We start from the raw sequence: 24,373 nt of genomic DNA, 5'->3' as shown, positions 1-24,373 counted from the left end.
CTAGATCGTCCTGACTGGGTACTTCGATGCCAATGCGCTCTGCAAGCCCTTGATCACGCCGAATGCGTCACGCAGGCTGTCGCGTTCCATCGACGGCAGTGCCTTCGGGTCGATGTGGTAATTCGGCTCTTCCCCGCGACGCATCTGCTGTGCTTGTTGCCTGACCGCAATGTTTTGCAAATAGTCAAAGGCGTCGAGCAGATCCTCCGCTCCCTTGATCGAAATGCTCTTCCCAGCGCTAGCTTGAATGCGCGAGCGAGTATCCACTTCAGGAACTCCTGCCGAGATCGCATACAACCGCGCCATTTGCACGACAGCCGCGGTGCCTCCCTTCTTGATGTCTAGGGTGTCCGCGTAGTCACCGGAGCGCTCGACAACGAACCCGCGGAAGAACCCAATCGGAGGCTCTCGCCGCGCAGCCAGCGCCGCGAGGTGCGCGTGCAAACGCCGTGAGCCCTTAGCGTGCATCACGGCCTGCTCATGCACCACATCGGCCAGCGACTGCTCACCGTAAATCAGGCGGAAATCGAAGAAGATCTGCGCGTTAAGCAGTGCCTCAGCTTCCGGAGCGGTGATCCAATTGTGAAAGGTGCTGTGCCACTGCGACACCGTCATGCGCCATTCCGGGTTCGATGCCATCATGTCCCCAGGACACAGCACCTGACCAGCGCGGTGTAGTCCTTGGCACACGAACTCTGTGATCTGCGCGAAGTACTCATCGTGTTGCGCTGGGTCGAAGGAATCGGCAAGTACCAGCGCGTTGTCTTGGTCGGAAGCAGGCCCCATCTCGCGACGCGCCTGGGAGCCCACCGCGACAAACGCGTATGGCACTGGTGCTGGGCCATACTTCTCTTCTGCAAGGACAAACAAGCGCGCTGCGATCGTGTCCGCCACAGAGCTCAACAGCTTCGCAGCTTCCGAGGCAGATGCCCCACGGTCGAGGAATCGGACTGCAACCTCGGCGGCTCGTCGATAAGCTCCTTCAAGCTCTTCAGCGGAGCTATGAGCGAGATCGGCGGTGAGGTAGATCGGGTCACTTTGCAGCTGGGCCAAGATGTCACTGCTGTTGAGCACTCCCACCACGCGCTCGCCCTCCATCACCGGCAGGTGGTGGATACCTAGTTCACTCATGGCAAGCATCGCCTCGAAGGCCAGCATGTCTGGTGCGATGGTGCGCGGCTCCGGCGTCATGATGTCTGTTACCGGCGCCGAAGTATCCGTGCCGGCAGCAACGACTCGCTTGCGCATGTCGGTGTCCGTCACGATGCCCTTGAGCCCCGCATCGACGATCAGTAGCACCGTTGAGCGGTCCTCTGTCATTTTCTGGGCGGCCTCGCGGATCGTTGCTTCGGGGCCGAGTTGAGCAACATGACGCTTGTCGACGAGCTCCTCAACACGGGTCCGCAGCGCATCCGCCGACGTGTCGTCGGAAAGTTCCTTCGCCGCGGAACGCACGCGTTGTGACTGCGTAGAGAAAAACCGCGCGATGTCGGGATTTTCGGCGACCAGCTCGGTGAAGACCGCGCGCGGCATGCACAGAAGAAGAGAATCCTCCACCGCCACCATGCGGTACGAGGATTCAGGCTCTCCCACCAGCGTGGAGTAGCCGAAGTTACGACCGGTCTCGCGGCGGTCGATCAGCATGTCGCCCTCTGCGACAACGTCCACGGCACCGGAGCGGATGATGTAAAGCGTGTCGTTGACTTCACCCATGCGTAGGAGTTCTTCGCCGCGACGAACGTATGTCATCTTAAGCTTTGCTGGCAGCGCGTCGAGGGTGGCGTCGGGGAGGTGGGCAAAGGGCTCATGTTCGGCGAGGAATGAGCGGACCTCGTCGAGTTCAACAGTCATGAGGACACAGTAGCGCAACTGTGTCCCACACAACAGACTTTCTGGGATATGACGTGCAACTCTCCTATTGGTAGGAAACGAACCACGGACGCGGGTCTACCTTCTCGTAGGTCTCCTGCGGTGTAAACATCGGCAGATCCTCGTCTTCGAAGTTCTTCCACGCCATGAAGTAGTCAGGGCTGAGATCCTTGCGCATGACATCCCACGTGGCAAATTTGTCCTTTTCCACTCCGTGGCCGTCCGCATGCAAAATGAATGCCAACTCGGGGTGATCGGTGTTGATTTGCTCACGATCGCGCAGCATCTGCAGCTGGAACTGGTGCAAAATCAAACCCTTTTGCGGCAGGTTGTTGTCCCTGGTGAGTTGCGCCAGCCAGTCGGCTACCTCGTTGATCTCGTGCGCTTCTGCTGACCCCACTCGTTGCATCGGCATTTCATTGGGCCCGATGTTCCACTCGGGATCCAAAGCGAGGCCAACGTTCGGGCGCTTCAGCAGCTCCTCGTAGCGTTTCGCCTGATCCAGAAAGTTCGCCCGGCCAGGCTGGAGATCCAAGAATGCATACCCGCCAGCCTCGGTGATTGCATCGACTAATGGTAACAATTCTTCGATGGTGGCTTCGTTGGAAAAGTCACCATCATCACCGGGAAACTCACTGGCCACAGTCGCGATAATCTCGAATGCCGGCAGCACCGGTTGGTCTTCAAGCGGCTGGTACTCATCGATGAAGCCTTGCAGACGCGCCACGGAATCCTCCGGCGACTGCTCGCCCAGCATTCCTAACGCCCCGCCTGACGGGTGCCCATAAAGCGCCACCATGCGACGCCCAGGGAAGACCAGCCCCCCACCACCTGGCAATTCCCCATTGCTTGCCAACTCCACGCGATCAGCAAATTCCTCCGAACTACCGAACTGCTCACCAAGCGCTAAAGTGTCCTGCTCCGCCACGGTCTGCATTGACTCTGAGGTCAGTCGTGGATCGGCAACATCAAGCACCTGAATCTCAGCGCCCGCAGCACGCGCCGTTGCTACCGCCGCCAGCGAGGTCTCGTTGGTAGCGAAAAATGGTGGCAGCTGCAGCGTGGCTTCCTCTCCTGGCTCCAGCTCCGCGACCGCTGCCGCAAGACTGTCTTGCTTGTCGACGACGGGTTCAGTCTCTGTCACTTTCTGATCGTCGCTGGGCACCTCGTGGATGTCCTTTGCACCGAGGCGTTCGACTTCTTTGTCCACCAAGGCTTCTGCACCGGCGACCCGGGTCAACAGCGGAGCACCGAGTTCCACCGCAAGGGTTGCACCGCGACGTTGGTCTTCCTCGGATTCCGATGCAATGACAACGGCGTCGGATTCGTCGAAAAGCAACTGCGAGACTTCAATTCCTGTGCCGTTTGCGTCGGCGATGACCTCGGGACCGTCAGTTTCAAGGGCTGGGAGTTCAGCCTCGGAGGCACCGTTTGCGGCGGGCTGGTCTGTGCGTGGCCCTGCTTCGCCACATGCGGTCATGGTCAATACGAGTGTGGCTACGGCCGATGTGACGAGAAGTTTTGAGCGTCGCACGGAAGTCCTTTCAGCAGAGGGAAGAAATGCGTCCCCGCATAGACACTTGACGGGGACGCATTGATTAGCAATGCTTCATAGTTTACTGCAAAGCGGCGACGATGCGATCGCCCACTTCCGAGGTCACCACTGCGGTCTCGGTACGTGCAGAAACATCGGCCGCGACGGCATCTTCGATGCGAACGGCATTGGCTTCGTCGCCAAGCCAGCGCAACATCATCGCGACGGAGAGGATCATCGCGGTAGGGTCTGCAATGCCCTTGCCAGCGATGTCAGGCGCAGAGCCGTGCACTGGTTCAAACATCGAAGGGTTGGTGCGCGATGCGTCGATGTTGCCGGACGATGCTAGACCGACGCCACCTGTGACAGCTCCTGCCAAGTCGGTGAGGATGTCGCCGAACAAGTTGTCGGTGACGATCACGTCGTAGCGCTGGGGATCGGTGACCATGTAGATGGTCGCCGCATCGATGTGGTTGTAGTCCACCTCAACCTCAGGGAACTCCTTGGCCACATGATCCACGGTGTTCTGCCACAGGCCGCCGGCATTGACGAGGACGTTCTTCTTGTGCACCAGGGTGAGCTTCTTGTTGCGCTGCATCGCAAGGTCGAAAGCGTAGCGGACGGTGCGCTCCACGCCGTAACGGGTGTTCTGCGACACCTCGGAGGCAACCTCGTGCGGGGTGCCTTGGCGCAGGGTGCCGCCGTTTCCGGTGTACATTCCCTCGGTTCCTTCGCGCACGACGACAAAGTCGATGTCGCCTGGGTTTGCCAGTGGGCTGACCGAGGTTGGGTACAGCTTCGCTGGGCGCAGGTTGATGAAGTGGTCCAGCTTGAAACGCATCTTCAACAGCAGACCAATTTCCAGTACACCAGCTGGGACATTGGCAGGATCGCCGATAGCGCCTAAGAGAATCGCGTCGTGCTCGCGCAGGCTGTCGAGATCAGCGTCGGTAAGAAGCTCGCCGTTCTTCTGGTAACGGCGCGATCCGAGGTCGTAGTCGGTCGTTTCGACATCGTCACGCACCGCATTGAGGACTTTGAGTCCCTCGGTCATGATTTCTTGCCCGATACCGTCGCCGGCGATCACCGCGATTTTCATAATGTGGGATTCCTTTCTCACCATGTGGTCTTTTGGCCTAGTTTAACAGCAACGGTTTAGCAGCAACGGTTTAGCAACACCTCGCGCCGGGGTTGGCATCTTGCTTAGCCCACCGCGCCTTCCAATATTCACGCTCACTCGGTGGCGTTTGACCTGGGTGATGCCGCCTCAGGTGAGCGCAATACTTGGCGTAGTCGTTGTCCCCCATCAGCTCCTTGAAGTACCAGGACACCGAAGACAAGCTCTTCTTCAATACACCAACCATGATTGTCACCCCCTAGTTCTCGCCCGAGGATCCGACAGTGATTCCCAAGTCTTTAGCCAGCTGTTTTTCTTCCTTTGTGGCCACAAGATCGCGCGGGACAAACATCGTCGAAGGCGTATCAGGTTCTTCAGTGGTCAGGATTTCCTCGCCGGCCGCGCGCATGCGCACAGCCTTGATGCAGGCTGCGATGCCCGCAGCTACGACAACCAAGACAAGCACAGCAAACACGACGGACAGGATGCCCTGCACCATGGTGTTGCGGATGACGGCATCAATCGCCTCGGCAGACTTAGCGGTGCCAAACTCCGTAAGTCCCTGCGCCTTGGCATCTTTGAAGCGCGCATGCTGCGCAAAGTAGCCGATGGAAGGGTTGGAGTGGAAGATCTTTTGGAAGCTCGCGTACATCGTAATCACCAGATCCCAGACCAAAGGCACACCCGGGATCCAGGCCCACTTGTACAGCCCCTTCTTGATGAAGACCACAAATACCAGGGTCAGCGCCATTGCTGCCAACAACTGGTTCGCGATACCAAACAGTGGGAAGAGCACGTTGATACCACCCAGCGGATCGGTCACACCCATGATCAAGATGGCGCCCCACAGCAGGCAAACAAAGACCGTGGAAATCCAGTGGCCCAGTGTCCAGTCCGGATCCTTGAACTTCTTCAGGCCCGGGATGTTAGCCAAAGTGTCAGTCATCATGAAGCGTGCAACGCGGGTGCCCGCATCGACAGTGGTCAAGATGAACAGTGCCTCGAACATAATCGCAAAGTGGTACCAGAACGCCTGCATCGCGGGACTACCCAGTAGATCGGTCATGATTTCTGCCATGCCGTAAGCAAGCGTTGGCGCGCCACCGGTACGCGAGACGATTGTTGCCTCGCCAATCGTTTGTGCAGCAGCGTCGAGCTCGGCCGCGGTAATCGGCTGACCGGGCAAATCAAGCGTGGCGACGAATTCGGCGGCGCCCTCAGAAGTCCCGCCAGTCAACGAGGCCGGTGAGTTCATAGCGAAGTACTTATGGCGATCGATGACAACCGCGGTGATGAGCGCCATGACTGCGACGAAAGACTCCATAATCATTCCGCCGTAGCCAATGGTGCGCATCTGTGTTTCCTTCTCAATTAGCTTCGGCGTGGTACCGGAGGAAATCAGCGCGTGGAAGCCCGACAGCGCGCCACAGGCGATCGTGATGAAGAGGAACGGGAAGAGGTTGCCTGCAAAAACGGGCCCATCGCCGTTTACCGCAAATGAGGTCACCGATGGCATTTGCACCTCAGGGCGTTCAATCAAAATTGCCACAGCCAGAAGTGCGATAACACCGATCTTCATAAACGTAGATAGGTAGTCACGCGGAGCGAGGAGCAGCCACACAGGAAGAATCGCCGCAACGATGCCGTAGCCGATGATGACGAATGCCAGCGTTTCCTTTGACCAGGTGAACATCTCCGCGCCCCATTCGGTATCGGCTACCCATCCGCCGCCGATAATCGCAGCGAGCAACAGGACAATTCCGATAATAGAGACCTCTGTAACGCGACCCGGACGCAAGAAGCGCTGGTATACGCCCATAAACATTGCGATCGGGACCGTCATCGAAATTGAGAAAACGCCCCACGGGGAATCCGCCAAAGCATTAACGACGATCAGCGCCAATACAGCAATAATGATCACCATGATGACGATCGTGGCGATGATGCCCGCCGCACCACCGACCTTGCCAACCTCGTCGCGAATCATCTGCCCCAGCGAACGGCCCTTACGGCGCGTAGAGACCCACAAAACAAGAAAGTCCTGCACTGCACCGGCGAATATCACGCCAAAGACAATCCACAGGGTTCCTGGGAGGTAACCCATTTGAGCTGCCATAACCGGGCCTACAAGTGGGCCTGCACCTGCGATAGCCGCAAAGTGGTGCCCGAACAGCACGCGGCGATCGGTCGGAACAAAGTCTGACCCATCGTTGACGTACTCGGCTGGAGTCGCACGAGTGGTAACGGGCTTGACCACTTTGTACTCAATTAGACGAGCATAAAGAGTAAAACCAATAACGTAGGAACCGATGGCCGCGAACACGAGCCACACAGAGTTGATTGTTTCATCACGGTTGAGGGCGATAGCAGCCCATCCGAAAGCCGCGACTATTGCGAAGAATGCAATAACGATTCGTTCAACGGTACCGATGACCTTCTTCGGCCGGATACCGACGATGTGCTCGACGCCGCCGTCGTCGACTGTCTTCTCTATCCGGTCGTTGTCATACCGGTCGATTGCAGTGCTCACAAGCTACTGCCTTTCTCTTATGTGAGGCAAGGTACATTCCCCATCGGCGGGTGATTCACAGCACCGGCCGAAGGTAGGTGCTATTTTTACACACTCCACATAGCTACGTACAGACTTTCCCAAAGATCGCCGTGTAGAGACAAAGGTTAGTTGACAAGTAAACCTACACAAGACCACCGCTCAACCCGCGAGAAATGAATTATCACCCCTGTCCCGCCCCGGCGATCCCGCACGCCAGTAGCCCACTCCGGGCAGCACACTCGTGGGCCACCCAAATTGAATACCCCCATTATAGGGCGACACGGGCGCAAGGCCGTGTCGATCCAAGCCAACAAACGCCAGCATAATCCAGTTTTTGCCAATTGCACTCCAAATGTTTACCTATCGTTTTTCATTTGGCCACCCTTTTGAAAATCAATGTACAGGCAATTCTGCTGGACCGTGAGCGACCAAAGAGTCTTGTATTTCCCTGAAAGGTATCTGAAATGTCCCTGTCTCGTCGTTCTTTCCTAGGCGCTGCAGCTGCTACCGGCTTCATCGCTGCTGGCACCGCTGCACACGCTAACGCTTCCAGCCTCAGCTCCCTGTCCTCCTCCAACGGCTTCGGCCAGCCAGGCCTCTCCTCCGGCCGCAAGAAGGCTCCACTGCTGAACAACATCGTCGACGATCAGAAGCTCGCTCTTCCAAAGGGCTTCAAGGCAAACCGCGTTTCCACCATCGGCGTCGAAGACCTGCTTGACGACAAGGGCGGCGCAGTCGTCGGCAAGATCCCATCCAACTTGGACGGCACCGGCGCGATCCCAGCCGCTGCGGGCACCATCTTGATCCGCAACCACGAGTGCCGCTCCAACGCCGACGTTCCAGTTCCACTGGTTGAAGGAACCATCTACGACGCAGGTTGCGCAACCGGCATGGGCGGCAACACCAACGTAGAGGTTGACGCAATGGGTAACTTCGTACAGCAGTGGGTCGCTCTTTCCGGCACCATCCGCAACTGTGCAGGTGGCGAAACCCCTTGGGGAACCTGGCTGGCATGTGAAGAGGACACCACCAAGGCTGGTACCGAGGTTGTCTCCTCCGTCGATGGAAAGACCTACGTTACAGAGAAGGATCACGGCTACGTGTTCGAGGTCTTCCCTGGTGGCGTCGCAGACCAGCTCCCAATGCCAATCAAGGCATGGGGCCGTGCGGTTTGGGAGGGTGCAGCTATTGATCCATCCCTGACCAAGGCATACATCACCGAAGACACCGGCGGCGGCCTCTTCTACCGTTGGATCGCTCCAGAAGGCACCAAGATCGGCGCACGTATCGCTGAGCAGTTCGGCGAGAATGACGGCATCCTGCAGGCGGCAAAGCTGGTCAAGGACGGCAAGGATCTCATCCACTACTCCGAGCTCACCGAAGCTGACAAGGGCAAGGCATACCCAGTCACCTGGGTTCACGGTGGCGAAGACCGTCAGGCACAGAACTCCGACCTGCGCGCGCAGTTCCCAGGCGCAACCGTTCACCCAAAGATCGAGGGCTGCTGGCCAGATGCAAACGGCCTCTGGTTCACCCTGTCCTACACCAACCAGAAGCAGCTCGATCAGTACCCTTCGATCACCGAACTCGACTCCGGCATGATCATGTACTACTCCTTCGCTGACGAGACCCTGACTCTCAAGGAGTACTACCCAGCAGACAACAGCATGGGTGGCGTTGTTCCGAACCACCCAACCGAGGAAATCAAGCAGTTCCACGGCCCAGACAACATCACCGTCACCCCATGGGGCGGCGTTGTCACCACCGAGGACGGCGACAACCCTTGCAGCCTCATCGCTTACAATGACTCCTTCGGTTCCCGCGAGATCGCCCGCGACCTCGCTGACCGTGGCGAGTGGGCAGGCCCTGCATTCGACAAGTCCGGCATGATCCTGTTCGCTTCTGTTCAGGGTGACTGCACCTACGCAATCTCTGGCCCATTTGTTTCGATCTGCAAGTAGCATCCAGATATAGCTATCGCCTCCCCGCTTCGAATGAAGCACGGGAGGCGATAACTTTTTGCTAGAACGACTAACTAGTCAAGTTCGACCTGGAAGCTAGAAGCGCTGAGCAGCTCTGCAACCTTTGTCTCCAGCTCAGCAGGCACCTCGGAGTCAACGCGCAGAATCAGGATTGCACCGTCACCCTTGGTGGTCTGGGTCAGTGCAGCAGCCTCGATATTGATGCCCTGATCACCCAAGTGGGATCCGACCTTGCCCAGTGCGCCTGGCTGATCGGTGTAACGCAGGAACAGGTTGCGACCAGCAGCGCGCATGTCGATGCCGCGGCCATTGATACGGACGATCTTCTCCACGCGCTCAAGGCCAGTCAGTGCGCCGACGACAGTCGCTGCGTCGCCAGTGGCGGACACAAGCTGAACCTCGAGAACGGAGCGGTGGGTCTCTGATTCGGTCTCGGTCTCAACGGTGTACTCCAGGCCGCGCTGTTCTGCAACCTGCGGAGCGTTAACAAAAGTGACTGGCTCTTCAGTAACGCCAGCGAAAACGCCACGTACTGCAGACAGTGCCAGTGCGGAAACTTCTTCGGTGGACAGCTCGCCACGTGCGGTGACCTTGAGGGAGACAGGAGCGTCGTCGAGAAGCTGCGCTGCAACCGAACCAAGCTTGCGGGATAGTTCGAGCCAACGAGCAACTTCCTCGCCAACCTTGCCGCCGGAGACGTTGACTGCGTCTGCAACGAATTCGCCGGCGAGAGCCTTCAACACGGAAGCCGCGACATCGGTGCCTGCACGGTCCTGCGCCTCGACGGTGGACGCGCCCAGGTGCGGGGTAACAACAACTTCGTCCAGCTCGAACAGCGGCGAGTCGGTGCAAGGCTCGGAAGAGTAGACGTCGAAGCCCGCGCCACGGATGTGGCCGGACTTGATTGCATCTGCCAGTGCCTGCTCGTCAACTAGGCCGCCACGCGCAGCGTTGATGATGATCTGGCCCTTCTTGGACTTTGCCAGCAGGTCCGCGTTGAACATCCCTGCAGTTTCCTTGGTCTTAGGCAGGTGGATGGTAACAAAGTCGGCCTGAGCCATGAGCTCGTCAAGCTCTACCAGCTCGACACCAAGCTGCTTTGCGCGAGCTGGGTTGGCGTATGGATCGTACGCGATGATGTTGGTTTCAAAGGCAGCGAGGCGCTGAGCGAACAGCTGACCAATGTGACCGAAGCCGACGATACCGATGGTCTTTCCGAAGATCTCGACGCCCTTAAAGGAAGAACGCTTCCACTCTGCGTCGCGCAGGGTCTTGTCTGCTGCAGGAATTTGGCGAGCAGTCGACAGGAGAAGTGCAATCGCGTGCTCGCACGCGGAGTGGATGTTGGACGTTGGAGCATTAGCAACCATGACGCCACGTGCAGTAGCGGTCTCAATGTCCACATTATCCAGGCCGACACCCGCGCGTCCGACGATCTGGAGCTTTGGAGCTGCCTCGAGGACTTCTTTGTCCACGGTGGTTGCAGAGCGAACAAGCAGTGCATCTGCTTCTGGAACCGCTGCGAGAAGCTCTGGGCGGTTTGGTCCGTCGACCCAGCGCACCTCCACAGCATCTCCGAGAGCGTCAACGGTTGACTGTGCGAGCTTGTCTGCAATGAGCACGACGGGTTTGGTCACGAGAATTCTCCTGAAATATCGACGAAAAAGACGATTTGCCTGGCTTATTTTAGCCGGAAGGGAACGGCTTTGCGTTCGGTTCGACTGTTAAATCAACCTCACCTACCCGAATTTGGGCAGACAACTCCGCAGCGGTTCCAAACTCTGCTCCCAAAGCGATCAACGGCTGGTCACTCAGCCCGATCACTTGTGCAAGCGTGCGTTCAGATTTCGCGGGATTGGGGTCGCTCACCATAGTAACTTCCGCTCCGTAGCTGCGTGCATTCACTACCGCTACAAGATCAGAATGGGGCGTAGCAATCACCTTCGGTGCCATATCAGCATCCCTCGGCGATTGCCCCGGAACCGGCCGAGCCTCTGCCCGCTTACCGACGAACGGCTCCGCCCACCCAGCCCGCAACCACGTCGGAGTCGCTTCATCCACGTTTGCCACCGCAGCGACAGCATCCTCTGCTTTCTCCACCACTACTTCCTCAAACTGCAAGGCCGTGAACTCCCCCAACGCCTCCGGGCCACCTGGATCACGTATCACATTGCGAGCACCTTCCGAAGGTGCCAACGCAACCGACCCAACCGTCAGGATCGTGTGGGCACCCAACCGGTCGAGCTCGGCCAACATTTCTTTGTGGTGGTCAGGCTTGTACACCAACATTGGGGCGTGAACGACCATGGCGACAGATCCTCCGCGCAGGCCCGCCGCGACGGTGTCGTCGACAAGCACTGCGATTTCGGACTTCTGGAAAAACAGCTCAGAGGACTTGTACCCCTCTGGATCATCGAGCACGATGGGGTGGTCTGGAAACCGTCCGGATTCCGCTCGATTGTGATTAACGGCCTTGGCCTTCTGCCAGGGATCAGCAGGTTCATCCGAGGAACAGGCAACCAGAGTTGTGCCAAGAAGCAGAGCCGCTAGGAGTGCGCTAATTTTCTTCTTCGTCACCAGTACGCTCAGGCTTGTCGACGAAAATCTGGCTCATGTCCTCGCCATCGCGCACTACGGGTTTGTTCATCGCATACTCGATCATGCCGAGGAAACGCTCACGGCGCTCACGGAAGAACCGCTCGATGTCACCGTTGAATAGCGTATCTGGATTGACCTCGTGCGTTGCGACCACCGCATCAAATTCATCGTCTTCCATGATGGACTTCGACTGCATGCGGCGAATGTAGCGGTTGGGTGCTCCCCCGTCAATCATGATCTCCGTGCGACGGCCCATCGGGGTGCGGTTTACCACGGATTCCGCGAGCTCGGGGCGCACGCCGGTGGCTGCGCAGAACGGGCGCGGGAAAATCTGGGCGAAGTGTGGTTGCAATTCTGCGATGGTCTCGGAGTTGAAGGGCAAACCGGTGCGCCAGTCGCGCGCACCACGAGCCATGAGTAGCGCGTATAGGCCGCGATACACACCAGAATCCTGGTCAGCGGTGATCAGTCGCGATTCCTTGAATTCAGCGTCAGCGACGGTTTTGGGAACCTCGTCAGTAGCACCACGCACCCACGCAGTGACTTGGTCAACGTCTCGACCTGCGCGGATGGTCGGTGCCGCAGATCCATAAAGCTCCCCGAATACGCCCGACCAGAACCATTGGTTCAGACGATCGCGTCCTTGGACAGATTCCAACACCTCTGGGCTGTCCTTCAAGATTGCGAAGATCACAGTCAGCGGCACCAGCTGGAAGCTGTACGGCACCTGATCGGTCGAAACGATGCGTCGCTTGTACAGGAATTCCGCCGTGGTGTCGTAGGCAGGCAGCAGTTCTTCTGCAGCTTCGAGGTATTCCTGCAGCGACAAGTTCAAGATGTCACCGCGATGGCCCATCGCGGACCCACGTCGGCTAGTGACCAAAAGTGCCACAGACCGGAGGAACTGGATTCGTTCCACCCCATCGAGCGCTGGATGGCGGCGTAGGTAGGCCTCCACCTCAGCCCAGTGATCCGCCAGTCGGAATGAGTGATCTTCGTTGGCAAATACTGCAGTTAGAAGCTCGAAAACGTCCATGGGCTGGCCCACCGAGTTTGCCTGGGCAAAAATCTGGCCGATACCGCGCTGCGCGGTATCACGATCTAGGCGCACCATGGGAATGTCGTAGGCCGTCATCGCACGCACGATGCGATTGTGGAACTGCTTCACGGCGTCGCGGATCTGCGGATCATCCGACTGGGTTGCCATGTCAAAGAGAAGATCGTTGCCTGCCTCGCCGAGCAGGCTGGATACAGGAACAATGTGGTTATTAATCAGATCGTCGCGGGTTTTGATGCCCCCCGGAATGGAAGGGCCAAAGTGCGAACGGACGTTGCCGTCCATGTCTACTGCGAAAACTGCCTCATCCGGCATGGGGTCGTTCTCCACCGCGTGGACAACATCGACGAAAAACCTCCGTCGAATGGAATTACCACGAAAGCCAACGGTGTCAACGACACCGTCTCCGCGGAGGGAATGGTACAAGGCCGTCAGTCGCTGCTGCCCATCGAGTAGCAACAATCCAGGCTGCACACCCCGATTCGGCGCGCCCTTCACTGGGCGCGGCTTGAAGCGCGACGGGGTGTTCCGGGTGTCAAGCGCAAGTAACGAACCAACCGGGTAGCCACGCAAAACGGTGGTGAGCATAGATCGAATTCTGTCGATATCCCAGGTGTATTCGTGTTGAAAGTCAGGAAGCTGCAGTTCGGAGCGGTCAATACGTTCGAAAAGATCATTCAGCGAGTAGCTTGGCGTGGTAAAACCCATGAGCCTACTGTAACTGGCTTGCCACTTCCCCGCCGATCAAGCCCCGCCATTTAATCACACCTTTAGCAATAGTGTTCATGGCTTTGGTGGCCCGGGTGTTCGATCTGGATTGTCGAATGATCGATACCGTATTCCCTCAGCCTCGCTTGGGCTGCATCCAGCACTGGAGCGGTGCAATCTCGATGCTCCACCACAAGATGACAGGTAGCCAGCGCCTCAGTGCCATTGGTCGACCACACGTGGAGATCGTGGACGGCGTCAACTTCCTCAATCCCCTGCAAACTGCGCTCGATTTCCACCACGTCATACCCTTCGGGAACCTGATGCAGTAAAACACCCAGCGACGAACGGAGCAACTGTACGGCCCTTGGGATAACTAGCGCTGCAATCAACAATGAGGCGATGGTGTCGGCAGCACGGAACCCAGTGAAATGGATGACTACCGCCGCAATAATGACCGCAACCGAGCCCAACATGTCTGTGAGAACATGCAAGAAGGCCCCTTCCACGTTTAGGGAGGATTTGCGTTGCGACGACAACACCCATGCCGAAACCGCGTTGGCCACAAGTCCAACGACAGCGACAATGCCCATGACGTGCGTTTTCACCGTCTCGTCGGAATTCAAACGAAGGATCGCTTCGACGACAATCCACACCGAGACACCTGCCACTGTTAACGCGTTTACCGCCGCAGCCAATGCCTCCACACCGCGGTAACCGTAGGTCGCCGTAACAGTGGCAGCCTTCTTACCAACGATCACGGCGATCACCGCGATAATGAGGCCCGTGGCGTCAGACAGCATATGCATGGCATCGGCCAACAGCGCCAACGAGCCTGAGACGAGCCCACCGATAAGCTCGGCAAAGAAAATTACGCCGGTGATAGTCAGCGCCGTTACCAACGCACGCAGTGGTGTGGTGCGCACGTCTATGCCGTGGTCATGGTCGTGACCATGACCGTGACCATGCGAGTGTTTGTGACCGCCCATATCTGTCACACTATCCCACCGCCCACCTTAATGGCAATCAATTGAAAACACCCGCACAAAACAAAAGCCCAGGATTGTCCTGGGCAGATGTTGTCGTCGCTAAGCGAAATTAACGAGCAGTGTCAGACAGGTCAACCTTGACCCAGCTCATCATGTCACGCAGCTTGGCGCCGGTTTCCTCGATTGGGTGCTCAGCGTACTGCGCACGCAGGCCCTCGAGCTCCTTGTTGCCACCCTCGACGTTAGCGATCAGGCGCTTGGTAAAGGTGCCGTCCTGGATGTCGGTGAGGATATCCTTCATGCGAGCCTTGGTGTCAGCGTCGATGACACGTGGGCCGGAGAGGTAGCCACCGAACTCAGCGGTATCGGATACCGAGTAGTTCATGTTGGCAATTCCACCCTCGAACATCAGGTCGACGATGAGCTTGAGCTCGTGAAGAACCTCGAAGTACGCCATCTCTGGCTCGTAGCCAGCCTCGGTAAGAACCTCGAAACCGGTCTTGACCAGTTCCTCGGTGCCGCCACACAGAACAGCCTGCTCGCCGAAGAGGTCAGTGACAGTCTCTGCCTCGAAGGTGGTTGGGATAACACCTGCGCGGCCGCCGCCGATTGCAGAAGCGTAAGACAGTGCGAGTGCCTGGCCATTGCCCTGTGGGTCCTGATCGATTGCGATCAGGCAAGGAACGCCCTTGCCGTCAACGTACTGACGACGAACGAGGTGGCCTGGGCCCTTAGGGGCAACCATGCCAACAATGATGTTGTCAGCTGGCTTGATCAAGTCGAAGTGAATGTTCAGACCGTGGCCAAAGAACAGTGCGTCGCCGTCATTGAGGTTTGGCTCGATGTCCTTGGTGAAGATCTCAGCCTGTGAGGTGTCTGGAGCAAGCAGCATGACAACGTCTGCCCATGCGACCGCATCCGCGTTGTTCTTTACCTCGAAGCCAGCTTCCTTTGCCTTTTCTGCAGACTTGGAGCCGTCACGCAGACCGATGACAACCTCAACGCCAGACTCACGCAGGTTCATTGCGTGTGCGTGGCCCTGAGAACCGTAGCCGATTACAGCTACCTTGCGACCCTGGATGATGGACAGATCAGCGTCGTCGTCGTAAAAAACCTCAATTGCCATGAGTGAAACACTCACCTTTCTTGTGTAAAAGTATTCAGTGGCTGATTATGCCACGGGTGTTTTTGGAAACTTCTTTAGGTTGTGATGTGTCCGACTATTTAGTCGGCGCCATTGTCTTTGGACCGCGGTTCAGCGCAATTTCACCAGAACTGATGAGCTCGCGGATACCGAATGGTTCCAATACGTCGAGCAAAGCGCGCAGCTTCGAAGGCGTACCAGTTGCTTCGATAACAACGGATTCCTGTGCGACGTCGACAATGCGAGCACGGAAAATATTCGCCGCATCAACCACCTGTGGGCGGTTGTTGTTGTTCGCGTTAACCTTCACCAGCATGATGGAACGAGCAATGGTTGTCTCGTCTTCCAGGCGAACGACCTTGAGCACAGGGATGATCTTGTTGAGCTGCTTGGTGATCTGCTCGATCGAGTGCTCGGTGGCCTCCACGACGATGGTCAGGCGGTTAATACCATCGGTCTCGGTCTTCGCGGACACCAGAGACACCAGGTTGAAACCACGACGGGTAAACATTGCGGTTACACGAGAGATGATGCCGTCGATGTCTTGAACCAGAACGGACAGGATATTGCGAGTGATATCGGTATCAGCCATTGTGAATTACCTACCCTTCTTTTCGGACAAAGCATCCATCACTTCGTCGATTTCCGCAGGAGATTCCGCAGCGGACTCGTCCTCGTCAAAGAATGGGCGGAGTCCACGCGCGTACTGGATTTCGGAGTTCGAGTTGCCAGCGGCGATCATTGGCCACACCTGAGCGTCCTCGCCAACGACGAAGTCAATGACCACTGGGCGATCATTGATCTCACGCGCCTTGCGGATTGCCGGAAGAACCTCCTCTTCCTTGGTTACGCGAATCGCCTCTGCTCCCAGCGCTTCAGACAGCTGCAAGAAATCCGGCACATAGTGTGTGTCTTGATGCAGCTTGGTGTGGGAGTAGTGCTTGTCGTAGAACAGTGTCTGCCACTGGCGAACCATGCCTAAGTTTCCATTGTTGATCAGAGCAACCTTAAATGGGAACCCTTCGACGGCAGCAGTGGTGATTTCCTGGTTTGTCATCTGGAAGCAGCCATCGCCGTCGATTGCCCAGACTTCCTTGTCCGGGCAACCGGCCTTTGCACCCAAGGCAGCTGGGATTGCGTAGCCCATGGTGCCCAGGCCACCGGAGTTGAGCCACGTGCGTGGGTGCTCGAAATCGAGGAACTGTGCCGACCACATCTGGTGCTGGCCAACGCCGGAGACGTAGACAGCCTCAGGGCCAACCTCTTTGCTCAAGGTCTCGATGACAAACTGCGGTGACAGAGAACCGTCTGACTGTGGTTCGTATCCGCGTGGGAAACGCTCTTTCAAGCCGTTGAGGTAGTTCAGCCAAGGCTCGATATCTGGTCGTTCGACCTTCTTCGATTTCTTGAAGTTATCCAGGAGCGCGTGGAGCACTTCCTTTGCGTCGCCAACAATAGGGACATCAACTGGACGGATCTTGCCGATCTCCGCTGGGTCAACATCAGCGTGGACAACCTTGGCGCCCGGCGCGAATGCGTCAGGGTCGCCGGTTACGCGGTCGTCGAAACGCGCACCGATGGTGATCAAGAGATCAGATTCCTGCAGAGCGCCGACTGCTGGAACGGTGCCGTGCATACCAGGCATGCCCATGTGCAGTTCGTGGGACTCCGGGAATGCGCCCAGTGCCATCAGAGTGGTCACAACAGGGATACCGGTGTATTCAGCAAAGGCGAGCAGCTCTTTGTTTGCGTTCGCCTTAACAACGCCACCGCCGATGTAGAGGACTGGGCGTTGTGCTTCTGCAATCATCTTTGCAGCCTGGGAAATCTGGCGCGAGTGAGGAGTAGTCACTGGCTTGTAGCCGGGCAAGTCAATGACTGGCGGCCAGGAGAAGTCCATTTCCGCGTTTTGAACATCCTTCGGGATGTCGACCAAGACTGGGCCTGGGCGACCAGTCTCTGCAAGGTGGAATGCCGAAGCGATGGCCGCTGGAATCTCGGCTGCATCGGTCACCATGAAGTTGTGCTTGGTAATCGGCATGGTGACACCACGAATGTCTGCCTCTTGGAAAGCATCAGTACCCAAGAGCTGGGAACCGACCTGACCGGTGATCGCGACAATTGGCACGGAGTCAAGGTGTGCATCTGCAATTGCGGTGACCAGGTTTGTCGCACCTGGGCCCGAGGTCGCAATGCAAACGCCGACGCGGCCAGAAGAGTGTGCGTAGCCTTCTGCTGCATGTCCTGCGCCCTGCTCGTGGCGCACGAGCACGTGACGGAGTTCAGGCGCTGCGTACAGTGCCTCATAGAGAGGAAGCACCGCACCGCCTGGGAGACCGAATACAAGATCGGTTCCCAGTTCGATCAGGCTTCGCACGATGGCTTCTGCACCAGTCATGCGCTCCGGAGCTGCGTTAGTCGCCTTCTTGGCGACCTTCGCAGGTGTTGGCTTATTGGAAGCTGCCACTTTTGAAAGCTCCTTCAAAAAGAGTTGGTTGTAAACGAATTCACGACCCAGGGGTGGCGGATCGAAGTGTTTAGCCGTAAGTGTTGCGCGACCACATAACAAAGCCCTCGTCCAGCACTACGGGTGGGTGCTGTCGAGGGCGCTTGCACAACGACGAGAAGTGATTTCTCACCGTCACGGCAGGCGCCGCGTCGGTACCACTACTAGTCGCAAAATGATCATGGGCTAATAATACACACTTCACAGCTGGTTACATATATAGGGGGATAACTTGGGGGCACTATGATCCCGTTTGAGTTACTTTTCACTTCTCTGTGGCGCTGGATTGCAGGTCCTGGTGTCAATATCGCTATTTTGATCGTGCTGACCATGCTGGTCCCCCGCGCTGGTCGCTTTGCCAACCGCGTCCTTGAAGCGCGCGTTGCTAGACAAAGCGACGAACAGGAAGGAAAGGGCAAGCTCGCGCTGGCTGGCGTAGGCGTTTACATTGCTCAGCTCATTGCCTACTTCGTCTTGCTTGTGCTGCTCTTGCAACAGCTCGGGTTCTCCTTTGCCGGTGCTGCAATTCCCGCCACGGTTGTTTCCGCCGCCATCGGTTTCGGCGCTCAGAGCATCATCGCGGACTTCCTTGCGGGCTTTTTCATCATCTCGGAGAAGCAGTACGGCGTAGGCGACTGGGTTGCATTCGAGGGCAACGGTGTCAGCGTGGAAGGCACCGTCATCCAGGTCACAATGCGCTCGACCCAGATCCGCACGATCGACCAGTCCACGGTGAATATCCCAAACTCCACCGCACGCATTTGTATCAACCGCTCCCACTACTGGTCCCGCGCCGTCGTAGTGATCCCCGTGCCGTTACTTGGGTCTGCCAATGCTGAAGAGACACTTCATCGCACCGAACAAGCCACGCGCCGAGCTTTGCGACGACACGACGTGCGATCCGAAATCATCGGCGATCTTGAGGTGCACCCAGCAGTCGGGGTGAATCCCCCTTCTACCGTGGGCATGCCATGGACCGTAGATATGCGACTGATGATTCAAGTCAAGGCTGGCTCCCAGTGGCTTGTCGAGCGCGCGATCCGCATGTCAATCCTCAACGAGTTTTGGAACGAGTACGGCTCTGCCACCACTGTCTCGGGTGAACTCATCGACGATGTCCGCACCCCTGCGCTGCCCCTTGTCGACCCCACTCCGACCCAGGAATTTGAACCAGTCACAGGAGAAACGACGATCATCGAAAGTGAAAATACACCTGCCAATGATTCCACCCAGCCTGGTGTGCCAGAGCTTTTCGACGAAGGCGACGGCGAGGACCCAGCCGCACGCGACGCCTCGAGTGATTTCTCCAGTGAGGACGAGGAAGATGATGCACCGCTTCCGATGACCAAACTCCAATCTATCTTGACGGCCGGCGGACGCATGCGCGCGTCTTCAGCTGCTTTGATCGTGTTGTTCTTTGTCCTATTACTACTGCGTGGAATGAGCGCTTCCGGCACTGTCGATGATGAGTACTTTTCGGGAGTGCTGGCACCTCCGTCCACGTTTACGTCGCAAAGCGAAACACCGGAACCAGAACTTACTCCAACGCCAACAAGCGAGCCCGAATCAACACCAATTCCGACGACGTATCCAGAGGAACCAGCCACCCCAACTGAGTACCCCTCAACCGAGCCCACCACTGCGGCTCCGACGAGTAACTATGCCCCGCAAAACGCGCCGCAGCCATCACCGCAGCCATCACCGCAGGTGCAGCCAACTGAGGCAGTAGACGTTCCACCGGAGACGGAATTCCCGCCACAAACCGATTCTGAGACAGCCACTGCACAATAGTGAGACGCGATTGGCTAGCATGTCTACCATGAGTTCCGAAGCAGAACAGCCGGATGCCACCTATTTCCGGCCAGAAAAGACGCACGTGGTCGCCACGGTCATGATGATGTTTATCGCCATGATTGGAATATCCTGGGCTCCACTGCGCCTTGGGTGGATCTTGATCCTCCCAATCCTGTTTATCGTGTGGGTTTACAAAGCCAGCACACGCGTAGACGACGAAGGCATCGCAATCAGCTACCTCTTCCGCAAAAACGTTTCCATTCCTTGGAGCGATTTCAATGGCGTTGCTTTTACCGGATCTCGCGCCAGCGCCGTTGACAAAGACGACAACAAGTACATGCTGCCAGGGGTGACTTTCAACTCGCTTCCAAAACTTGAAGCAGCTTCGAAAGGTCGCATCCCCGATGCACTTACCGCTGGAATCGAAGCGGCCGATAGCAAAGTCGAGGTGCACCATAAAGATGGTCACCAGGTCCTCATGACAAAAGAAGAATTCGCACAACACGAACACAAAGAAACTAAGGAGTGAAATGGTCTTCCCTCTTCGATCTAAAGTCACCACAGTCGGCCGCCAAGCAGCAGGTGCACGCGCCCTGTGGAAGGCAACTGGCACCAAGGACAACGAATTTGGCAAGCCAATCGTTGCCATCGTGAACTCCTACACCCAGTTCGTACCCGGCCACGTTCATCTGAAAAACGTTGGCGACATCGTCGCGGAAGCAGTTCGTGCTGCAGGTGGCGTGCCGAAGGAATTCAACACCATTGCAGTAGACGATGGCATTGCCATGGGCCACGGCGGCATGCTGTATTCCCTGCCTTCCCGTGAAATCATCGCGGACTCGGTGGAGTACATGGTCAATGCGCACACTGCTGATGCAATGGTCTGCATTTCCAACTGCGACAAAATCACCCCAGGCATGCTCAACGCTGCGATGCGTCTGAACATCCCTGCCGTCTTCGTCTCCGGTGGGCCGATGGAAGCAGGCAAGGCAGTCGTCGTTGATGGTGTGGCTCGAGCCGCGACCGACCTCATCGATGCCATCTCGCTGTCCGCAGACGACAACGTCTCTGACGCAGAGCTCGATGCTGTTGTCGATTCTGCATGCCCAACTTGTGGGTCCTGCTCAGGCATGTTTACTGCAAACTCGATGAACTGCCTCACAGAGGCTCTCGGCCTGTCCCTGCCGGGTAACGGGACCACTTTGGCAACGCACTCTGCTCGACGGGATCTTTTCGTTAAGGCAGGCCAGACCGTCATGGAGTTGTGCCAGGCTTACTACGGCAATGAGGACGAATCGGTTCTTCCTCGCAACATCGCAAACCGCGATGCATTCCGCAACGCCATGGCACTTGATATGGCGATGGGCGGCTCCTCCAACACCATCCTCCACACCTTGGCTGCAGCACAGGAAGGTGAGATTGACTTTGATCTCACCGATATCGATGAGCTTTCCCACGTCATCCCGTGCCTGTCCAAGGTTGCGCCAAATGGCACAGCACACGTGGAGGATGTGCACCGCGCAGGTGGCATCCCCGCAATCCTCGGCGAGCTCAACCGCGCCGGCAAGTTGACCGCAGACGTTCGTTCCATCAAGTACGACAACCTCAATGATTGGCTCAACGATTGGGACATCCGCGGCGGCGCGGCAACTGAGGAGGCGGAAGAGCTCTTCTATGCAGCTCCAGGTGGCGTTCGCTCCACCGAGGCTTTCTCTCAGTCCAACCGCTGGGAAACCCTGGATAAGGATCCAGTCGACGGCGTCATTCACGATGTCGAGCACGCACACACCGCGGACGGTGGCCTCGTCGTATTGCGTGGCAACCTCGCTCCGGACGGCGCAGTGCTCAAGACTGCAGGCGTGGAGGAAGAACTGTGGGAGTTTTCCGGGCCAGCCCGAGTTGTCGATTCCCAGGAGCAGGCAGTTTCTATGATCTTGAACCGTGAGGTGCAGGCGGGCGAGGTCGTCGTAATCCGTTATGAAGGTCCAGCCGGCGGCCCAGGAATGCAGGAAATGCTGCACCCGACTTCCTTCCTCAAGGGCGCCGGGTTGGGCAAGAAATGCGCACTTATCACGGACGGCCGCTTCTCCGGAGGTACTTCCGGATTGTCTATCGGCCACATCTCTCCAGAGGCAGCTCACAAGGGGCTGATTGGGTTGATCGAAAACGGTGACACCATCAGCATCTCTGTAAACAACCGCCAGCTTTCGCTGGATGTTGATGAAACCGAGCTTGAGCGTCGTCGTCAGGCGATGGAGGCGTCTGAGAGCCAGTGGACCCCGAAGCGCGAACGCACGGTGTCCAAGGCGCTACGGGCATATGCCAAGATGGCTACAAGTGCTGACAAGGGTGCTGTACGACACGTGGACTAATATGGCCTAAATGAACGATCTTGATCTCCGCCAACTCCTGCCCCGGTTCGTCACGGTTCTGGGGTTGGCCGCAGGCCTTGGGGCAATCTGGCTGCATATTGCGCAGACAAACTTCCCCGTTGACATGATCATCTATCGCGAGGGCGCACGCGCGTTTTTCTCGGGTGGCGAGGTGTACTCGCAACCGATGTACGCGGGCGACCTCGCGTTGCCATTTATTTACCCACCTTTTGGTGCGTTAGTCTTGGCTCCCCTCACGCCTAGTTTCATTAGCGACGACATGGCGGGCAACATCATGATCGTTATCTCAGATGTGTTGCTCTTGGCGTGTTTGTACTACATCTTCAAGCATCTTCTTCCGAAGGCAGGTCAGTGGGAGCGCTGGGCTGTCATCGTTGTGGCGTGGGTCGTTGGAATGATGATCGAGCCCGTTGTACTGAACCAAGGCTTCGCACAGATCAACATGGTGATCATGGGCCTTGTGTTCTTGGATCTTGTGCCCCGAAAGCGTCGTTTACCTCGTGGATTCTGGATCGGGATCGCCGCGGCTATCAAGATCACTCCCCTTGCAATGTGTTTGGTGTTCCTGCTTCGCAAGGAATTCCGGGCGATTTTTGTCACCGCAGCGTCGGCTGTTGGCGCGACGTTAGTGGCAGCTGCCGTGCGTTGGGATGCCACTGTGGAGTATTTCTCCACTACTTTGCTGGGAATGAACTCGGGCAATGAGTTTGGCGTCGATTCTTCATATCAGTCCAACAGCTCGATTAAGGGCGTGCTCATGCGCTTTGCCGAATCGCAGGAGCAATTGGATACGCACTCGTCGTTGGTGAATATCTTGTGGCTCATACTTTCACTAACGACGATTGGCCTCGGCGGATGGCTCATGTGGGCGTTGCTGCGTCGCGAGATGGTCCTTGACGCTATCCTGGTGAACTCACTGATTATGCTGTTGATCTCGCCGGTATCGTGGTCGCACCACTGGGTGTGGCTTGCACTAATTCTGCCCGTGGCTACCTGGCGCATTTTTACCTTGTTCAGAAACAACGACACCGCCCTCAGCGCGATCGTTGCACTGTGGGCGGTGCTGGTTCTGACCAATCCACCGAAGTGGTGGTTCGGCGATGCGATTCAAGTATTCGAATTGCCGATCTGGCAGAAAGTCTTGGTAAGCGACTTCGTTTGGCTCGCTATCGCGACGATGGTTGCGCTAGCCGTGGCGCTGCGTACAGTGCCACGAGCACAACCGGAAGCGGTGCTAGGCAAACGGATTGATTCCGGTTCCGAACCACCACGCAGCGACAACGCCAGCTACGCCTAGGATGATGAAGACCCAGGAGCTGACCAGCGGGCGACGTGCCCAGCCGCGACCAGTGTCAAAGGAGTACAGGCCAGGGCCGGTAAATTGAACAACCACCGACAGGCCGAAAAGAATTAGTGCGAGCCAAGCAGATTCTGGCCAGGAGAAGGCGTTGAAACCGGCACTGGCTGCAGACACTTCGTGGAGAGCCATGAAACCCGTGACGATCGTTGCGATCATAGCTGCAACTGGAGTGAGAAGTCCCAGCACGAGGAAGACGCCAGCGGCTAGCTGCAGGGTCGGAACAATGACGGCAAGTAGGTCACCGGCAGCGTAGTCAGCAAATGCCTTCTCTAGCCCGCCCAGACCCTCATTGCCTCCGAGGCGGAAAAACACCGTAACTGCCGAGAAGATCAGGTAGCCACCTAGCAGCAGACGCAGCAAGAACAAACCGAAATCGATGGTGCCACGTCGGTGCTCAGTTGGTTTGTCTTCTTCGACCTCGGTGCGGTCGGCCACGGTGACCGAGTTTGCAGCTGAATCTGTAGCGGGAGCCGACACGTACTGAGGACTTTCGTAGTTGTCGTAGTTCTCAGAGACTGGGGCGAATTCCGTGTCCGCGGTGCTTTGGCTACCGCGGTCCATGGAAATCGTCTCAGTGGCCGGCTGCTGCGGTCCGACAGACTCGGGGGCCGCTTTGCCGGAACGCTGGTAGATAGAGGTTGAAGCGTCGGACGAATTGCCCTGATAGGTAGGCACGTCGAGGTCTTGCATGTCATCAAGATTGTCAAAATGTTGGTTATTCGGATTAGTTGATTTGTCGCTCATACGGCCAAATCTATGCGAGTGACACGG

The 24,373-nt window shown here is 57.2% G+C and carries 18 protein-coding genes; 5 read left to right on the top strand and 13 right to left on the bottom strand.

Going from position 1 to position 24,373, the window contains the following annotated elements; genetic code table 11:
- The 5 genes from QP027_RS04685 to QP027_RS04665 all read right to left on the bottom strand — a co-directional run bounded on the left by QP027_RS04685 (position 1) and on the right by QP027_RS04665 (position 7,050).
- Positions 1–1,851 carry a DUF294 nucleotidyltransferase-like domain-containing protein gene (locus QP027_RS04685; protein WP_284826398.1) on the bottom strand — a complete coding sequence of 617 codons (1,851 nt, stop codon included), beginning with the start codon at positions 1,849–1,851 and terminating at the stop codon, positions 1–3.
- Between the two features lie 64 nt (positions 1,852–1,915).
- Complete coding sequence (locus tag QP027_RS04680; protein ID WP_284826929.1) at positions 1,916–3,349, bottom strand: cell wall-binding repeat-containing protein; 1,434 nt, start codon at positions 3,347–3,349, stop codon at positions 1,916–1,918.
- 136 nt (positions 3,350–3,485) lie between these two features.
- Positions 3,486–4,502 carry a 3-isopropylmalate dehydrogenase gene (locus QP027_RS04675; RefSeq protein WP_284826397.1) on the bottom strand — a complete coding sequence of 339 codons (1,017 nt, stop codon included), beginning with the start codon at positions 4,500–4,502 and terminating at the stop codon, positions 3,486–3,488.
- A gap of 70 nt (positions 4,503–4,572) precedes the next feature.
- Complete coding sequence (locus tag QP027_RS04670) at positions 4,573–4,767, bottom strand: YbdD/YjiX family protein (RefSeq protein ID WP_284826395.1); 195 nt, start codon at positions 4,765–4,767, stop codon at positions 4,573–4,575.
- A gap of 12 nt (positions 4,768–4,779) precedes the next feature.
- Positions 4,780–7,050 (bottom strand): carbon starvation CstA family protein, encoded by a 2,271-nt coding sequence (locus tag QP027_RS04665; RefSeq protein WP_284826393.1) that lies wholly within the window; start codon positions 7,048–7,050, stop codon positions 4,780–4,782.
- A gap of 485 nt (positions 7,051–7,535) precedes the next feature.
- Here QP027_RS04665 and QP027_RS04660 point away from each other — a divergent pair, with 485 nt between their 5' ends.
- Complete coding sequence (locus QP027_RS04660) at positions 7,536–9,032, top strand: alkaline phosphatase PhoX (RefSeq protein WP_284826391.1); 1,497 nt, start codon at positions 7,536–7,538, stop codon at positions 9,030–9,032.
- Between the two features lie 74 nt (positions 9,033–9,106).
- On the opposite strand, the gene serA is transcribed toward QP027_RS04660, so the two are convergent.
- The 7 genes from serA to QP027_RS04625 all read right to left on the bottom strand — a co-directional run bounded on the left by serA (position 9,107) and on the right by QP027_RS04625 (position 18,016).
- Positions 9,107–10,690 carry a phosphoglycerate dehydrogenase gene (serA, locus tag QP027_RS04655; RefSeq protein WP_284826389.1) on the bottom strand — a complete coding sequence of 528 codons (1,584 nt, stop codon included), beginning with the start codon at positions 10,688–10,690 and terminating at the stop codon, positions 9,107–9,109.
- Positions 10,691–10,739: 49 nt separating this feature from the next.
- On the bottom strand, positions 10,740–11,630 hold the full coding sequence (locus tag QP027_RS04650) for a hypothetical protein (protein ID WP_284826387.1): 891 nt from the start codon (positions 11,628–11,630) through the stop codon (positions 10,740–10,742).
- Complete coding sequence (locus tag QP027_RS04645; protein ID WP_284826385.1) at positions 11,611–13,416, bottom strand: DUF262 domain-containing protein; 1,806 nt, start codon at positions 13,414–13,416, stop codon at positions 11,611–11,613. Before QP027_RS04645 ends, QP027_RS04650 begins: the two co-directional genes overlap by 20 nt.
- 62 nt (positions 13,417–13,478) lie before the next feature.
- On the bottom strand, positions 13,479–14,405 hold the full coding sequence (locus tag QP027_RS04640; RefSeq protein ID WP_284826383.1) for a cation diffusion facilitator family transporter: 927 nt from the start codon (positions 14,403–14,405) through the stop codon (positions 13,479–13,481).
- 109 nt (positions 14,406–14,514) lie between these two features.
- A complete protein-coding gene (gene ilvC / locus QP027_RS04635; protein WP_284826381.1) occupies positions 14,515–15,531 on the bottom strand; it encodes a ketol-acid reductoisomerase in 1,017 nt (338 codons plus the stop codon).
- Positions 15,532–15,625: 94 nt separating this feature from the next.
- The gene (gene ilvN / locus QP027_RS04630; RefSeq protein ID WP_284826380.1) at positions 15,626–16,141 is read right to left on the bottom strand and encodes an acetolactate synthase small subunit; all 516 of its coding nucleotides are present in this window, start codon (positions 16,139–16,141) and stop codon (positions 15,626–15,628) included.
- A gap of 6 nt (positions 16,142–16,147) precedes the next feature.
- Entirely contained in the window at positions 16,148–18,016 is a 1,869-nt protein-coding gene (locus tag QP027_RS04625) for an acetolactate synthase large subunit (RefSeq protein WP_284826379.1), read from the bottom strand.
- A 282-nt stretch (positions 18,017–18,298) separates the two neighbouring features.
- On the opposite strand from QP027_RS04625, the gene QP027_RS04620 reads away from it, so the two are divergent.
- Genes QP027_RS04620 through QP027_RS04605 form a run of 4 tightly spaced genes read left to right on the top strand, consistent with a single transcriptional unit; the run spans position 18,299 to position 23,539 of the window.
- Entirely contained in the window at positions 18,299–19,846 is a 1,548-nt protein-coding gene (locus tag QP027_RS04620) for a mechanosensitive ion channel domain-containing protein (RefSeq protein WP_284826377.1), read from the top strand.
- Between the two features lie 28 nt (positions 19,847–19,874).
- Entirely contained in the window at positions 19,875–20,378 is a 504-nt protein-coding gene (locus QP027_RS04615) for a PH domain-containing protein (protein WP_284826375.1), read from the top strand.
- A gap of 1 nt (position 20,379) precedes the next feature.
- Positions 20,380–22,221: a dihydroxy-acid dehydratase gene (ilvD, locus tag QP027_RS04610; protein WP_284826374.1), complete on the top strand. Its 1,842-nt coding sequence runs from the start codon at positions 20,380–20,382 to the stop codon at positions 22,219–22,221.
- Between the two features lie 10 nt (positions 22,222–22,231).
- Positions 22,232–23,539, top strand: coding sequence for a glycosyltransferase family 87 protein (locus tag QP027_RS04605; protein WP_284826373.1), 1,308 nt, complete (start codon positions 22,232–22,234; stop codon positions 23,537–23,539).
- Here the strand turns inward: QP027_RS04605 and QP027_RS04600 are convergent.
- The gene (locus tag QP027_RS04600; protein WP_284826372.1) at positions 23,477–24,346 is read right to left on the bottom strand and encodes a DoxX family protein; all 870 of its coding nucleotides are present in this window, start codon (positions 24,344–24,346) and stop codon (positions 23,477–23,479) included. The genes QP027_RS04605 and QP027_RS04600 overlap by 63 nt on opposite strands.
- Between the last annotated feature and the right edge of the window lie 27 nt (positions 24,347–24,373).

Origin of the sequence: Corynebacterium breve (genome assembly GCF_030252165.1) — a bacterium.
GTDB classification, from domain to species: domain Bacteria; phylum Actinomycetota; class Actinomycetes; order Mycobacteriales; family Mycobacteriaceae; genus Corynebacterium; species Corynebacterium breve.
Note: the sequence above shows the minus strand (reverse complement) of the source record. Positions and strands in the feature narration are given on the sequence as shown.